Raw genomic sequence first — 15,029 nt, forward strand, 5'->3', positions numbered from 1 at the left:
CATCAAATGAGAAAATGTCTTCTATGGTTGGTGGCTTTAGGGCTGATAGTGAGCGAAGTACAGGCGCAGTATGTTCTGTCGGGGCGGGTGATTCACGTTGAAAACAATGAGCCTGTCATTGGGGCGGCCCTATTCATACCAGAACTGCGGGTAGGGGCTACTACCGACGTAGAGGGAAACTACCGGATTGGCTCTATTCCCAAAGGCAACTACACGGTGCAGGTAAGCTACATGTCGCACCGGACCCTGATCGAAAAGCTTACCATGGAACGCGATACGGTGTATAATTTTACCATGCAGAATGCCCCCAATGCGCTGGAAGAAGTAATTGTGACCGGGGCGGCTACCCGTACGTTGGTCAAGGAAAGCCCGGTACCCATAGCTACGCTGTCGCGGGTACAGTGGCTGCGGGGGTCGTCTATGAACCTCACTGATGCCATTAGTAAATTACCGGGGGTATCGCAGGTTACTACGGGCGCGGGTTTGTCGAAACCGGTTATCCGTGGGCTGGCTTTTAACCGGGTTATTACCATGCACGATGGCGTACGGCAGGAAGATAACCAGTGGGGGGCCGAGCACGGTATCAACCTCGATGAATTCAGTATTGACCGTTACGAGATAATCCGCGGGGCCGGGAGCCTCATGTACGGCTCCGATGGGTTGGGCGGGGTCATAGCCGTGTACTCACCGCGCCCGGTGGAGGAAGGTAAGTTGGAAGGCCGGGTACTTTCCAACTACCAGACCAATAATGGTATGTATGCGCTGTCGGCGCTGGTAGGAGGTACCCGCAATGGCTTTACCTGGCTGGCGCAGACCAGCCACCGCAACGCCGGTAACTACCGCAACCCGGCCGATGGGCGGGTGTACGGCAGTAATTACCGCGAAAACCTGAATTTGAACGGCTTTGTGGGCGTTAACCGGGCGTGGGGCTACTCCCGCTTTTATGCCTTGCGTAGTACCCAGGAATATAACGTCACCAACGGTACCCGCGACCAGCGGGGGCGATTTACCAAGGAAATAGTACGAAATAATGTAGTAACCGAGGTACCGGTTACCGAAGCCGATTTGCACAGCCGGAGTATGAATCCGTCCAACTCGCAGTACCTGCTCAACTACAAGCTTACGTCCAGTAGTTTTGTGCAGCTGAATCCTAAGAACAGCCTGACCATTACCGCTTCCTACGCCCAGAACCAGCGTCTGGAGTATGCCAACCCCGAAGCGCCCTGGGTACCTGATCTTTCGCTTTTTTTACAAACCGGCTACTACGACGTGCGCTACAACCTAGCGGCTACCGAGCAGTGGGAACTTAACGCCGGTACCAACGGCATGTACCAGACCATGGAAAACCGGGGTACCGAAAGCCTCTATCCGAACTACGATCTTTTTGATAATGGTTTGTTTGTGTTTAGCCGGTACAACCTGCCCCGGCTCAAGTTCAGCGGCGGACTTCGTTACGACCTGCGCCACCTGGACATAGCCCGGCTGTACGTAGATGCCGAAGGGCGTTTTCAGACTTCGCCCGAGGGAGCGGTCAGTATTCGTTTTCCGGGATTTGAACAGCAGTATCAGAACCTGTCGGGTAGTATGGGGGCTGTATATACCCTGAGCAAAAAGCTGCTGGTGCGTATGAATGCTTCCCGGGGCTTCCGGGCTCCGACCGTCCCCGAACTTTCTTCCAATGGCGAACACGCGGGTACCTTCCGTTACGAAATCGGCAACCTGAACGCGGTACCGGAAGTAGCCTGGCAGGGCGATCTGGGATTTACCTACGAAAGCAGCAGCTGGTACGCTGATGTAAGCCTTTTCCAAAATAGCATTCAGAATTTTACGTACAGTGAGCGGGTACAAACCAGGACCGGTGCCGACTCCCTCGTTGACGGGGTACCGGTATTTCGCTACGCACAGGGCGATGCCCGTTTGCGGGGAATAGAAGGTACCCTTACCTACAATCCGGAGCAGGCCCGCTGGGTAAGTCTCACGTTGAGTCACTCGACCGTTATCGGGCGAAACCGCTCCGCGCAGGAAGCTGATGCCCAGTACCTGCCGCTCATGCCGGCGCCGCGCTGGTTTGTGCAAATGCGCCTGACCCGTGACCGGCTAGGTAACCGGTTCCGTAATTTGTATGTCAGTATGGACTGGGAGCGGTACCTGACCCAAAACCGGGCGCTGTTGGCCTACAACACCGAAACCATCACGCCCGGCTACGGGCTGGTACACGCGGGATTGGGAGGAGATATTGTAGGGAAAAGCCAGAGAACGATTTTTTCGGTATACCTGGCTGCTACTAACATTTTTAACCGGATTTATCAGAGTCACCAGAGTCGCTTCAAGTACTTGGATCCTAATCCGGTGACGGGCCGTACCGGTATTTTTGATATGGGGAGAAATGTCAGCCTGAAGCTGGTTGTGCCGTTCAGTACGGAATGGAAATAAAACAATTTTAAGTGTGTGGTGGTTCTTTTGGTACTATATGGTAAACAAAAATTGAACCTTAATCTGCTTATTTAGTTAATGTTTATAACTATATCAAGATTATCGTAATTTAGAGAGTTGATTATCATTGAATTGTGAAAAACTTGATTGTATATTTGTTGCGTCAACTAAAAAAACACCACTAGACTATGGCATTGACAAAACAGTACCTCAAAAGCAAGCCTCTTTGCAAAGTAACATTTTCTGTGCCGGCCGACGACGCTGCTGAAGCTAAAAATGTAGCACTTCTGGGCGACTTCAATAACTGGAATTCAGAGGAAGCCACTTCGTTGAAAAAACAAAAAGATGGTTCATACAAAGCAACCCTTGAATTGGAACCCGGTAAGGAGTATCAGTTCCGGTATTGCCTTGACGGTGAGAAGTGGATCAATGATTCGCAAGCCGATAAGTATGTAGCCGCCGGTGTAGCCGACGAAGAAAATTCCGTGGTTACTTTGTAACAGCTTACTTCAAAGAATTTAGTAAAAAAGCGGCCTGGATAGATCCGGGCCGCTTTCCCTGTTTAGTAAAACTTGAGTAATTTAAGTACTTCGAAGGCTGGAAGTATTCTGTTAGGAATGCCTGGAGGTACTTATACTACAAAGCTGTCGCTCTCAATATAAGCTTTGATGAGAGCATCTTCACCCTCTTTGCCGGGCCGGAAGTTGCCGTGCTCCATCCCCATAATAAAGCTTTTGTTTTCGGCTTTGCTGCGATTATAGATGTGCTTGAAGATATTCTTGTAGTTGATTTCACCCGTTGTCGGCTCTTTGCGCCCGGGGTTGTCCCCAATCTGGAAGTACGCAATTTCGTCCCAGGTATAGTCAATATTGGGAATGATATGGCCTTCGTTCTTCTGCATGTGGTAAATATCAAACAGCAGTTTGCAGGAGGGGCTATTCACTCCCTTGCAAATCATGTAGGTCTGGTCAGAGTTGCGCAGGAAAAGGTTAGGGGTATCGCTGAGTGGCTCCAGTACCATTACCAGTCCGTGTGGTTCCAGAATTTCGGCTCCTCGACGCAGCGCTTCAATCACGTGGCCCGTTTGCACACCAATGGGGAGGCGGCGCTCAAAGTCGCCGGGTACTACGGTCATCCATTTGGCATTCACGCGTTTGGCTACATCCACGGCCCGGCGGCAGCCATCCAGAAAAATATCTATAAATTCTTTTTTACCCGCCGCAAGTGAGTTCTGGGAGTTACCACCCTTGTCGACCACAAATACCCCCATTTCCATTCCCAATCGGGCCAGTTCCTTGCCGATTTTCTCCTGCATCTCCACGGGTCGCCCCATCATGCCGTTATCTTCCAGTGCCATAAAGCCCAGGTCGGCCATAAATTTCAATTGGTCAATGGGGTCTTTGCCGGCACTATTTTGAAACATACCGAAGTGCGGGGCGTACTTGAGCTTAAAATTATTTTTTGCAAGGGGCGCATTGGCCGCAGCAAAGGCATCTCCGGCTGCCACGGCTGCTCCCGCCAGTCCGAGGGTTGACTTAACAAAATTTCTACGAAGCATGGTATCTGATTATAGTTTTAGTTAAAAGAAGAGTTAACGATTGATTTACCTTATAACTGCATTACATGATGGTAATAATCCACAATTTCCGGTATTAGGGTGCAATCTAGAGACAACTAGTTAATTTGGACGATTCGCCAGAATGGTGGGCCCTCCCGCAGTACCTTTTGATTCGCATCAATCTCTTCGATCACAGCATAGTACTGGCCGGGCGGAACATCGCTAGGTGTAGCGGCTCGTTGCATGCCCATAGAGCTGAGTTGGGAGCTAATTTCGGCTTTTCCGTAGTACTTCCTGTTGGGATCACTAATGGAGGTGAGTTTGAGACGAGCCTTCGCATCATAAGCATTAACAGCTATTGATATAGTGGTATTTATGGAAAGATTCACGGGACCTTTGATGGAGCAGGCGCCGAGCCAGTCGTTCAGTGTAAATATTTCAAATGGGACGGGGTCCTGTCGCCTCAGGCGAAGACGCCGACAAAACGTTTCATTACGGGAAATGTCCCGCATCTGAAATACATACTGGCCGAAGGTAACGGAAGCAGGTAGCTTGGTAATAACCTGATCGCCATACCTGGAGTAACGAAGGTCGGAAAGTGGTATCACTTCGTCGTTTGGGGTAACCAGTACCGCCGAAAAATCACCCGGAAATAAATTGTTGCCAGACATGATCAATTCACCGTTCGGAAGTACTTTCCCTTCCACTCCGCCCAGACCATTTACCTGTACCGGACCTTTAACGGTTTTTATGGGCTGTGGTAATGTCAGGATTTCTCCCTCTTCCGTATGAATTTCGCAGTCATAAAGTCCGGGCATGAGGGAGGAATAGTATAAAGTGACCCTCAGGTGATTGGCCAGAGTATCCCAGCCAAAGGCTAAACTGGGAGTAATTTTATTCAGATTATCAACTACTACAACCTCGCCGCTTTCGCGGTGGGTGAGCTTTACCTGGACGGGTAGCTTGTTTCCGTACAGGTTGCGACAGGGGATTGATATATTACCTGAACTACCATTGAATAATTCATACTCAATAGGAGCGGCTATGTCTGCCAACTCAATGGGTCCTGAAGCGAGAATAACAAGCTTGTAGGTTGTAACTACCTTTGGATAGTCGCGGGGCTCATCTGTATAGGTCAGTTCAATTGTACTGGGACCGAAGGCAAAGCATTCAGTCCCTTTGTTGTTTTGGCTGTTACACCCTCCCCGGTGTATCCGGGCATTCTCTGTCACCTTTATTACCGGAATCACGTTGGTTAGTAAGGTTGGTGGGGCCTTAATGATGATCAAAAAGTTTTTTTGGTCAATGATAATATCCTCTTTGGGAATACCGGGAAAATCAACGGAGATAATACGGGGCTTACCATCGGCCAGAAGATCCGGCTCAACAACTTTCGGCCTGCAGGTGATGACCAAAGCGACCAGCAGGAGCCAGGAAAAAAAACGGCAAAAGGTGTGGAAGGATAGTTTCATGAGGAGGGGGATATAGCCATGTACAGATTGGTGCCAGGCTACTCACTACTGGCCGCCGGGTCTCTTCCCACTCAAGATAAGACTTTGTGATTCTGTTAACAAAAAAAGTTATTTAACGGTCATGGGCGGTACTAAAACGCACTTTTATCAATAGAAGCCTCCGAAAACTCAATGTACCGATCGGCGGCGTCTCTGATTTCCTTCCGGAAAGCATTACTGATACCATCCACGGCGGCAGCTTTGATTTCACCGTGGAGCCGTCCGCTTTTTAGCAGGTTAATAACAGTATCTTCACCCTCCCAACTGCCACCCAGGAAGCGGGCGGCGGCCCGACGGACTTTCATGTTGTGAGCCGGGTCAAGGGCGGCATTGCCCAGTATGGTCAGTGACTCCCGGTTGCCTACTCCTTTGATAGAAGCCAGCAGGGCAATTTTAGTGTCATCGTTGCTGTTATGAAACTTATCCCAGAAATAGCTTTCCTCGGCCTGCTTCAGGAACTGCCGTCCGGCATCGCGTCCCAGGTCGGTGTTGGGGCGGCTGGTGGCCAGCCGGAACAGGCGGTCGTTTTCGTACTCCGGCTCGTACCGGGACACCAGCTCAATGTAGTTCTGCGTTCCGTAGGTTTTGTTCAGGAACCTCTGCAAAGCCTGTCGGCCCTGGTAAGAGTCGCGGACAAATTCCCGTCCCATGTGCCAGAGGGCCAGCTTGTCTATTTCTGTCTGGTCCGATGCGTTGCCTCTGGTCATTTTTAGCAACGCGAGTGATTTCTCGTATCCACGGGGTAAAAAGTCAAAGGCGCGGAAGTACCGTAACCGTTCCTTAAGGGGGACCGAGTTATCGGTGGCTAGGGTAGCCAGGTAAGGAATTGCCAGGTTGGTACGCGCCCGCCAGACAATATCGCGCCCCGCCGGGGTAGCCAGCGGATCGGTTTTACCGGTTTGCAGCCAGGCCTCAAACAGGCGGTCCCACTGTCCTTCGGCCCCGATGCCCAGGGCTTCGAGGTACCAGCGGTCGTTGCCCTTATACTGGCGGGCCAGCTGCACCCACACCCGTTCGGCTTCGTAGGTATGGTTATGGCTAATGGCCAGGGCACACTCCCGGCGTACCTGCGGGTCAGGGTGGCTGGTCAGGAGCTTAATGTACTCGGTAGGGTCACTGTTGCGCTGGCGTACCGCGCGCAAAGCCGTAATACTGAGATTGGGATTGATGGCCCTGAAAGCTACTTCCAGATGGCGACGGTGCACGCCCTCGATTCTGTTAAGTACCCACAGAGCCCTGGACCGCAGGCGCGGATTGGCAGCCGGTGCCCGGAACAGTTCTTCCAGGGCGGGTTCGGCGGCGCGCCGGTGGTTGAGCAACGCGTGCCAGGCCTTATACCGGATCGACATGGTAGGGCTTTGCAACGCTGCCACGGCTCCTTCGGGTGTATTGTAATCGTATACTGGTACCCGGTAGGGAGTTTTAGGCGGAGCAATCCGGTAAATGCGGCCGCGGTTCAGGTCGCTGGCGCTGGCTTCCTGGCCTACCCCCGGATCGTACAGATCGGCCACAATGAGGGAGCCGTCGGGGGCAACGCTTACATCCGAGGGCCGAAACCAGGTATCACGTTTTCCTTCTACAATGGGCAGCATGGCAGCCTTATAGCCCGCTCCGTCGTTCTGGACCGGGTAGGCCCGCACGACATTGGCACCCGCGTCGCTGTGAATAATCTGGTCCCAGAAGGGTCGGGGCAGAAGCTGGCTTTCGTAAATGGCCATACCGGTCGGAATACCTGAGCCGGTATGTAGTACGTTGGGTACCACACCGGGGTCGTTCTGGTGCCAGTGCCTGCGGGGTATTTCGTCTTCCAGGTTGGTTCTGACTACCCGCCAGGTAGTACCTTTCATTTCGTCGACGTAGCCGAAGTTACCGTCTTCCATGACGTAGTTGATCCGCACACTTTCGTTTCCGTCCTCATCATGATCCGACTGCCACACAGTACCGTAGCTGTCCACGGCCAGCTCTACGCTATTCCGGAAGTTTTCGCCCAGTACCTCAATGGTTTTAAATTCTTCGTCACACCGGAATACCAGCCCTTGTTTGTAGTTCCGGAAATTGATGGGACGTTCCCACTCATCCAGCAGGTTGCCCCCGCGCCCGTTCAGCAACTGTCGGCCTTCGTTCCCAAAGTTGAAGTAGAACTTGCCATCCGGCCCGAATACAAAAGCGTGCACTCCGTGGTCGTGTTGCACCCCGCGGATTCCCCGGAAAATAATTTCTTTTTTGTCGGCCTTGTCGTCGCCGTTGGTATCGGTAAACAGCCATACGTAAGGGCTCTGTGATACGATGGCTTTGTTGCCTATGACCAATATGCCCAGCGGCGAGTTCAGTTCCGGGCCCTGGTAAAATACAGTAGTCTTATCGGCCTTGCCGTCGCCATCGGTATCTTCCAGGATCAGGATCCGGTCGCCAGCCAGCTTTTCTTTGCTGGCTTTGCGGGTACTTGACTGGCCGGGCCTGTACCCATAGGCATCGCACACCCAGACACGCCCGCGGTCGTCAATATCAATACTGGTGGGGTTGGAAATGGTAGGTTCGGAGGCAAACAGGGTAGCTTCCAGTCCGTTGGCTACGGTTAAGCCCGCCACCGCATGGGCCGGGAACCGCTTTTCCTGCTCAGAGAGTGAATCGTAAGGCAATACGGTATCCGTAGCCATAACTGCGCCTGCAGAATGGTTGGTGCCCTGGTAGGTACCCGGCAAAAAACTTAATGATAAGATACTGCCTGCAACTAAAAACAACGAAGATGGAATGCGCCTCATGGATCTCAACACGTACTTTATTACATCACTGTTGGTGATATTTCATTTAACGTTGAAAATTACGAGTTCTTTAGGACTAACCCGAAATAAATGTGAGATTCTAAGCTAATTCTAAAAAGTAGACCTACCCAGATTCACCTAGGGGTATAGCAGGCGCAGGCCTGGAACTATCCGGGCTGCAGCCTGAAAATATCCTAACGTAACTCGGGGTTGGGGCCGCTTCTTTTGGCAATGATCCAGATGGCATGAATAATACCGGGAAGGAAGCCCAGCAGTGTCAGAACGATATTGATCCAAAAGTGCTTGCCCAAACCTACGGTCAGGAATACACCAAGTGGGGGAAGAATAATGGCGAAAAGAATTCTCAGAATGGTCATGGCGCTTGTTTTTGGTTTTTTATTAAGGTACTGTAGTTTTTTTATCAAAAATAATGTACCACAAGTACCTGATGTTCTGATAAAAACGAATAACCCCCGCCAATCAGGTGACTGGCGGGGGTTATAGTAAAAAATTATTTTGACTATCGCGGTCTTTTATTTTCTTTTTAAATTGGCCAGGTACTCTACCAGGCCGGTTAGCTCTTCGGTACTCATGGCTTCGTGCAGGCCGGCAGGCATCATGGATTCATCAAGCTGCTTGATTGACTTCACGTTCGACATCTTGTATTCCTGGGTAGTACCGCCGGGGAACTTCATGATGAGGTCGGTTTCGGTCTTGCTGGCAATAATACCCGCTACCGTTGAGCCATCCTTGAGGTTGACTTCGTAGCCTTCGTAGCCAAAGCTGATACCGGCGCTGGGGTAGTAAACCGCCAGGTACTGCCCTTCTTTGGGAAGCTTGCTGCCAATCTCCGACAGTTTGGGACCAAAGTCAGCTCCTTCGCCATTGACCTGGTGGCAGGTAGAGCAGTACATCTGGAACACCTGCTTACCTTTGGCAGCGTCACCTTTGGCGGCAATAAGCTCTTTAACGGGCGGGTGTTTCTTACCGCTGGCGGTAGCGCCGCCGTCGAGGTAGCTGGCGGCTTCGGTACGTACCGATTTACGCCATGCTCCGCTGACACCCTGTACAGCCGCGGCTTTTAATTCGCCGTCAAACTTGCCCTCCTTCAGGTAAACCAGTACCTGGTCTTCGCCACTGTTGCTACCTCCCAGTGAGCGGGCCGCTTCCCGACGCAGGCTCAGGGGTTGCTTGCTGTCGAGGGCTACGGTACTCAGAATGTCGAGAGACTCCTTGCTACCTACCCCCCGGATAGAGGCCAGCATAGCCACTGCTTTATCTGATTCTTTCCCTTTTACCGTACTCCATACCAGCGGAGTACCGCCTTGTTTCAGGAGCAGGCGGCCCGCATCGCGGCCCATGTTATCGTAGGGCTTGGAAACGGCCAGGTCGAGCAGGCGGTTGTTCTCCGATGGCAGCTCGTAGCGCGCTACCATTTCCATGTATTGTGGAGTACCGTAGGTAGCATCAAGCAGTTTTTTGAGAGCCGCCATGGCTTCCGGCGACTGCTTCACAAAAGCCGGGTCGAGGTGGCGCAGCACCAGCTGGTTTATTTCATTTTGGTTAGGGGCATTTCCCTTCATAATGGTCAACAAAGCCATGGATTTCTCCTTGCCGCCGGGATTGAAATCAAAGGCGCGGAAGTACTTAAGGCGCTCTTTCAGATCTACTTTGGGATCGCCGGCCAGCGCAGCCAACAGCGGTACCGATTGGGCGGTACGGGCCCGCCAGACGATATCCTTACCGGCTTCGGTACCAATAGGACTGGCTCCGGCCTGAGTCAGCCAGGTTTTAAAGAAGCGGTCCCACTGCCCTTCGGCTCCGATACCCAGGGCTTCCAGGTACCAGCGGTCCTTGCCGTCGTACTGCTGGGCCAGGGTAGCCCACAGTTCGGGGGCCTGGGCGGACGTATTTCCTCGAAGCGCCAGCGCGGCCTCCCGGCGTACCTGCGGATCAGGATCTTTGGCGAGCATGACAATAGTACCCGTTGGGTCTACATTTTGCTGGCGAATGGCCCGCAGGGCGGTGATACGAATATCCGGATTAGGGTCTTTTAGGGCGCTGGGAAAGTACTTCTGACCTACGCCTTCCAGTTTGCTGAGCGCCCACAGGGCCCGGGCCCGCATACGCGGGTTGGCAGAAGTATTATTGAATAGCTTGGCCAGTTCGGCCTCGGCCTGTGCTCCCTGTTTCATGAGGGCATTCCAGGCCTGGTACCGTACCGAAAGATTTGGATTTTGTAAGGCTTCTACGGCTCCGGCCGCGGTGGTCAGGTCGGCCTTGGGGAGGCGATACGGCGTATTGGGAGGAGCTACCCGGAAAACCCGGCCCCGGTTGAGGTCACCGGCCTGGTGTCCGCCCACGCCCGGGTCATACCAGTCGGAAACGAAAAGAGAGCCATCGGGCGCTACTACTACGTCTGACGGACGGAACCACTGGTCGCGGGTACCCTCCAGCAGGTTAACTATGGTGGCCGAATAACCGGCTCCGGCTTTTTTGACCGGATAAGCACGTACTACGTTAGGACCTGCGTCGGTATGGATCATCTGGTTGTGGTAAACTTCGGGCAGCAAACGACCTTCGTACACGACCATTCCCGTTGGTGAGCCCGCGCCTGTCTGTAGCAGGTTGGGTACTACGCCGGGGTCGTTGAGGTGCCAGTGGCGGAGGGGTATCTCGGCTTCCATGTTGGTTCGGTTGGCGCGCCAGCCGGCACCGGTCAGCTCGTCGGTATAGCCGTAGTTGCCTCCTTCCATCACGTAGTTGATCCGGACGCCTTTATTACCATCATCGTCGTTGTCGGACTGCCACATGGTACCGTAGCTGTCCACGGCTACTTCGTAGTTGTTCCGGAAATTATGGCCCAGCAGTTCAATGTTGTGGAAGTCAGAGTCACAGCGGAACACCATACCCTGCTTGTACTTCTTGAAATCAATGGCCTTACCGGTTTTGTCCAGTACCGTTTTGCCCTGGCCGTCGAGAAGCTGACCGCCTTCGTTTCCGAAGTTGAAGTAGAACTTGCCGTCCGGACCGAACACAAAGGCGTGCATACCGTGGTCGTGCTGCTCCCCTTTAATACCCTGGAAAATAATTTCTTTCTTGTCGGCTTTGTCGTCGCCGTCGGTATCGGTAAACAGCCACACGTAGGGGCTCTGCGAAACAATCGCTTTGTTACCCATGACCCAGATTCCCAGCGGGGCGTTCAGCTCGGGCCCCTGGTAAAATACTTTGGTTTTGTCGGACTTGCCGTCGCCGTTGGTATCTTCCAGAATCAGGATGCGGTCTCCTTCCTGGTGGGTAGGGTTGCCGGTTATAGCCGGCCGGTAGTTGTAAGCTTCACACACCCACACCCGTCCCCGGTGGTCTACGTCAATGTTGGTCGGGTTGGTAACGGTAGGTTCCGAGGCAAAAAGGTTTGCCTCCAGACCTTTTGCTACGGTAAGACCCGCCACAGCGTATTTGGGTGAACGCTTCTGCTCTTCGGTCAGGTTGGCGTACAGCGTATCTAGTTGGGTACCCGATACAGTACTTGGGTTAGTATGTTGCCAGGCCGCCATAAAAAGGCCCGCTGACAGAATACCTCCGGCGGTAAAAAGGGTGGATTTTTTGAGATTCATGGGTTTGATATAGATACTTTTATGAAAGTACAGGCGATAATATCCTATTAAAAGCAGGAGAACCGGGGTTTATTTACCCTTTATTAAAAAATTAATTTCAACTTTATCCCCTGAATATACTACTTATCGGTGGTACCTGAACCTTTATTTTTTATTCAAGACAAATGTTAAACTGGAATCTGAAAGGAAAAAAAGCCCTCGTAACCGGAGGCACCAAAGGAATTGGCGAAGCCTGCGCCCGTCTTTTGGCCGAAGCTGGCGCCGAAGTTATGGTCATAGCCCGCAATACCGAAGATATTGAAAAACTAAGCCGGGAGGCCGCCGGGCAAGGTCAGTCTATTGTCGGAAAAGCCTTTGATATGCTCCGGCCCGAAAGTATTCCGGCCATTATAGCGCACGTACAGGAAACCTGGGGCACGCTGGATATACTCATCAATAACGCCGGGATGAATATCCGCAAACCTACGATTGACTACTCCCAGGAAGAGTACGAAATGATTATGCAGGTCAATATGACTTCGGTTTTCAAGCTGAGTCAGGCCGCGTATCCGTTGCTGAAGGCGAGCCGGGGGAATATCGTGAATATCTCATCCGTATCGGGCCTGACCCACATCAGCAGCGGTTCCGTCTACGGCATGACCAAAGGAGCCGTAACGCAGCTAACACGTAACCTGGCGGTGGAGTGGGCAACCGACGGCATCCGGGTCAATGCGGTAGCGCCCTGGTACATTGCCACGCCGCTGGCCGCTCCGGTACTTAATGACGCCGAAAAAATGGAGAAAATTCTGGCCCGTACCCCCATGAAACGCATTGGACAACCCGAAGAGGTAGCAGCGGCGGTGGTGTTTTTCTGCCTGCCCGCAGCTAGCTACATCACGGGCCAGTGTATGACCATTGACGGAGGGTTCTTTGTGTATGGGTTTTAAGCAATTAGAGATTGAGAGAATTAGAGAAGGAGAGAATAGGGAGCCTGGACTGGTGTGGTGAAGAGCGCAGAATATCATGGCGGAGCGCGCCCGAAGCGGCTGGTACTGAGGTGTCCCTATTGCTTCTCAACCTGATTTGTAGTAGTTTTAATCAAAGTACTTAATTTCCTAAACCATGTACAGAATGAAAACAAAACTTGCCCTTAGTTGTATGCTGCTGGCGGGCTACTGCGCCCAGGCCCAGACAGCTTCGTCCGTTTCGGCGGATGTACAGATTAAAATGGCCATACTGGCGGCACCCAGTGAAAAACGTGACGGTGCCATGGTATACGGCTACGGCGCCGACGGAAAATTTACGGTGCTGCGCAAAGGTACCAACGATATGGTGTGCCTGGCCGATGACCCTAAGCAGAAAGGTATTAACGTGTCGTGCTACCACAAGGACTTAGAGCCCTTCATGGCTCGGGGACGTGAGCTGAAGGATGCCGGTAAATCATCCAAAGAGTCATTTGATACGCGGGAGACGGAGGCCAAGTCCGGTAAGCTAAAAATGCCCCAGCAGCCTACATCATTATATGTATATTCCGGAACGGATGAAAACTTCGATGCTACAACGGGCGATGTAAAGGATGGCTTCCTGCGCTACGTGGTATACATACCTTACGCTACGGCCGAAAGTACCGGACTGCCTCTCAAACCCGATGCTCCCGGTATGCCCTGGATCATGGATCCGGGCACACACAGGGCTCATATCATGATTACCCCGCCTAAGAAGCAGTAGAAAGAACCTCATCCCCCTGCCCCCTTCTCCTCCAAGGAGAAGGGGGAGGTTAGTTCTTTAACAAATTTAAACCTTTTCCACTGAAGCTACCGAAAACGCCAGGGGTTTTTCGGCAAAGAGTACTTTGGTACGACTCCAGGTTTCTCTGAACAGTTCCGAGTCGCGGTAGCTGTTCAGGGCTTCTTCTGATTCCCAGTGGCTGTGCGTAACAAATACCTGGGGCTGGTGCAGGTCCTGCCAGAGTTCCAGGTACTGGCAACCCGGCCGTGCGCGTATTTTTTTCTTTGAGCTTTCAAAAATCTCCCGGAATTCTTCCACCTTGTCAGGCAGAAAGCTCATACGTACTATTCTAATCAGCATATTGTACCTACTTTACGGGTTGACTGCGGGTAAAACTAAGCAGCTGCCGTCTTATTTTTATAAAATAATATCTGTCAATGAAAACAAACTTACGTACGCTGCTGACGGCTGGACTGTCGGTACTGGCACTTACTGCTATGGCACAACAAGAAATAGTCTCCCTCTGGCCCGAGGGGAAAGTCCCCAATGCAATTCCAAATTCAGTAGAGGAGAAAACCGCCACCAGCGGGGGGATTATGCGGATCAGCGGCGTGACGGTACCTGCGCTTACGGCCTATATTCCGGCCAAAGAAAAAGCGACCGGCGCGGCCGTTATGATTTGTCCGGGCGGCGGGTACTCTATTCTGGCGGCGGAGCACGAGGGCAGCGACCTGGCCGAGTGGTTCAAGGAGCGGGGTGTCGCGGCTTTTGTTCTAAAGTACCGTTTGCCCACGCCCAAAGCCATGACCAACCAGCACGAAGTACCCCTCATGGATGCCATGCAGGGCATGAAGCTGATCCGGCAAAACGCCACCAAATGGAATGTAGACCCCAGTAAAGTAGGTGTCATGGGTTTCTCGGCGGGCGGCCACCTGGCGGCTACACTTTCTACGCATTTTAATAAAGGAGCTGGCGCTTCGGAAGCCGCCAAGCCTAATTTTTCTATACTCCTGTACCCGGTTATTTCGTTTCTGCCCTCTATTTCGCACGGCGGCTCGCGCGACAACCTGCTGGGGGCAGCCAAGTCCGATGAACTGATCCGGTACTATTCCAATGAGTTGCAGGTAGATGCCAGTACTCCTCCGGCCTTTCTGGTACACGCCGAAGACGATAAGGGAGTACCCGTGGAGAATAGTATTGAGTACTACCTGGCCCTGAAAAAAAACAATATCCCCGTAGAAATGCACCTGTACCCAACCGGAGGCCACGGGTTCTCGATGCGCACTGACGGCAAAGGCTCGGTTGCCAACTGGCCTAAGGCTATGGAAGGCTGGATGCAGTCAATGGGGTGGATGAAGTAAAGGTTAGAAAGGAGGAAGGGTAGGAAAGGAGAATTTTGAATAGAAAATTATTCTTGTCTCAGAAATGAAAATCGGCGGAT

The 15,029-nt window shown here is 52.3% G+C and carries 11 protein-coding genes; 5 read left to right on the top strand and 6 right to left on the bottom strand.

From position 1 onward, the window contains the following. Positions 1–6: 6 nt before the first annotated feature. Entirely contained in the window at positions 7–2,433 is a 2,427-nt protein-coding gene (locus tag VGN67_RS11725; RefSeq protein ID WP_327487015.1) for a TonB-dependent receptor, read from the top strand. A gap of 188 nt (positions 2,434–2,621) precedes the next feature. Next, a complete protein-coding gene (locus VGN67_RS11730) occupies positions 2,622–2,933 on the top strand; it encodes an isoamylase early set domain-containing protein (protein ID WP_327487016.1) in 312 nt (103 codons plus the stop codon). A 131-nt stretch (positions 2,934–3,064) separates the two neighbouring features. Here VGN67_RS11730 and VGN67_RS11735 read toward each other — a convergent pair whose 3' ends face one another. From VGN67_RS11735 to VGN67_RS11755, 5 genes are all read right to left on the bottom strand, one after another. Next, a complete protein-coding gene (locus tag VGN67_RS11735; RefSeq protein ID WP_327487017.1) occupies positions 3,065–3,991 on the bottom strand; it encodes a hydroxypyruvate isomerase family protein in 927 nt (308 codons plus the stop codon). A 116-nt stretch (positions 3,992–4,107) separates the two neighbouring features. Further along, positions 4,108–5,463, bottom strand: a complete 1,356-nt coding sequence (locus tag VGN67_RS11740; RefSeq protein ID WP_327487018.1) for a hypothetical protein — start codon at positions 5,461–5,463, stop codon at positions 4,108–4,110. A gap of 131 nt (positions 5,464–5,594) precedes the next feature. Further along, entirely contained in the window at positions 5,595–8,159 is a 2,565-nt protein-coding gene (locus VGN67_RS11745) for a PVC-type heme-binding CxxCH protein (protein WP_327487019.1), read from the bottom strand. Between the two features lie 299 nt (positions 8,160–8,458). Then, a complete protein-coding gene (locus VGN67_RS11750) occupies positions 8,459–8,641 on the bottom strand; it encodes a YqaE/Pmp3 family membrane protein (protein ID WP_327487020.1) in 183 nt (60 codons plus the stop codon). Between the two features lie 156 nt (positions 8,642–8,797). Further along, positions 8,798–11,881: a PVC-type heme-binding CxxCH protein gene (locus tag VGN67_RS11755; RefSeq protein WP_327487021.1), complete on the bottom strand. Its 3,084-nt coding sequence runs from the start codon at positions 11,879–11,881 to the stop codon at positions 8,798–8,800. 164 nt (positions 11,882–12,045) lie between these two features. Between VGN67_RS11755 and VGN67_RS11760 the strand changes: the two genes are divergently transcribed. Next, a complete protein-coding gene (locus VGN67_RS11760; protein ID WP_327487022.1) occupies positions 12,046–12,807 on the top strand; it encodes an SDR family oxidoreductase in 762 nt (253 codons plus the stop codon). A 184-nt stretch (positions 12,808–12,991) separates the two neighbouring features. Beyond that, entirely contained in the window at positions 12,992–13,588 is a 597-nt protein-coding gene (locus VGN67_RS11765; RefSeq protein WP_327487023.1) for a hypothetical protein, read from the top strand. 66 nt (positions 13,589–13,654) lie between these two features. Here the strand turns inward: VGN67_RS11765 and VGN67_RS11770 are convergent, their stop codons facing one another. After that, positions 13,655–13,948 carry an antibiotic biosynthesis monooxygenase family protein gene (locus VGN67_RS11770; RefSeq protein WP_327487024.1) on the bottom strand — a complete coding sequence of 98 codons (294 nt, stop codon included), beginning with the start codon at positions 13,946–13,948 and terminating at the stop codon, positions 13,655–13,657. Between the two features lie 77 nt (positions 13,949–14,025). On the opposite strand from VGN67_RS11770, the gene VGN67_RS11775 reads away from it, so the two are divergent. After that, positions 14,026–14,949 carry an alpha/beta hydrolase gene (locus VGN67_RS11775; protein WP_327487025.1) on the top strand — a complete coding sequence of 308 codons (924 nt, stop codon included), beginning with the start codon at positions 14,026–14,028 and terminating at the stop codon, positions 14,947–14,949. The last annotated feature ends 80 nt before the right edge of the window (positions 14,950–15,029 follow it).

This window comes from Telluribacter sp., from assembly GCF_035998675.1.
Classification (GTDB): Bacteria; Bacteroidota; Bacteroidia; order Cytophagales; family Spirosomataceae; genus Telluribacter.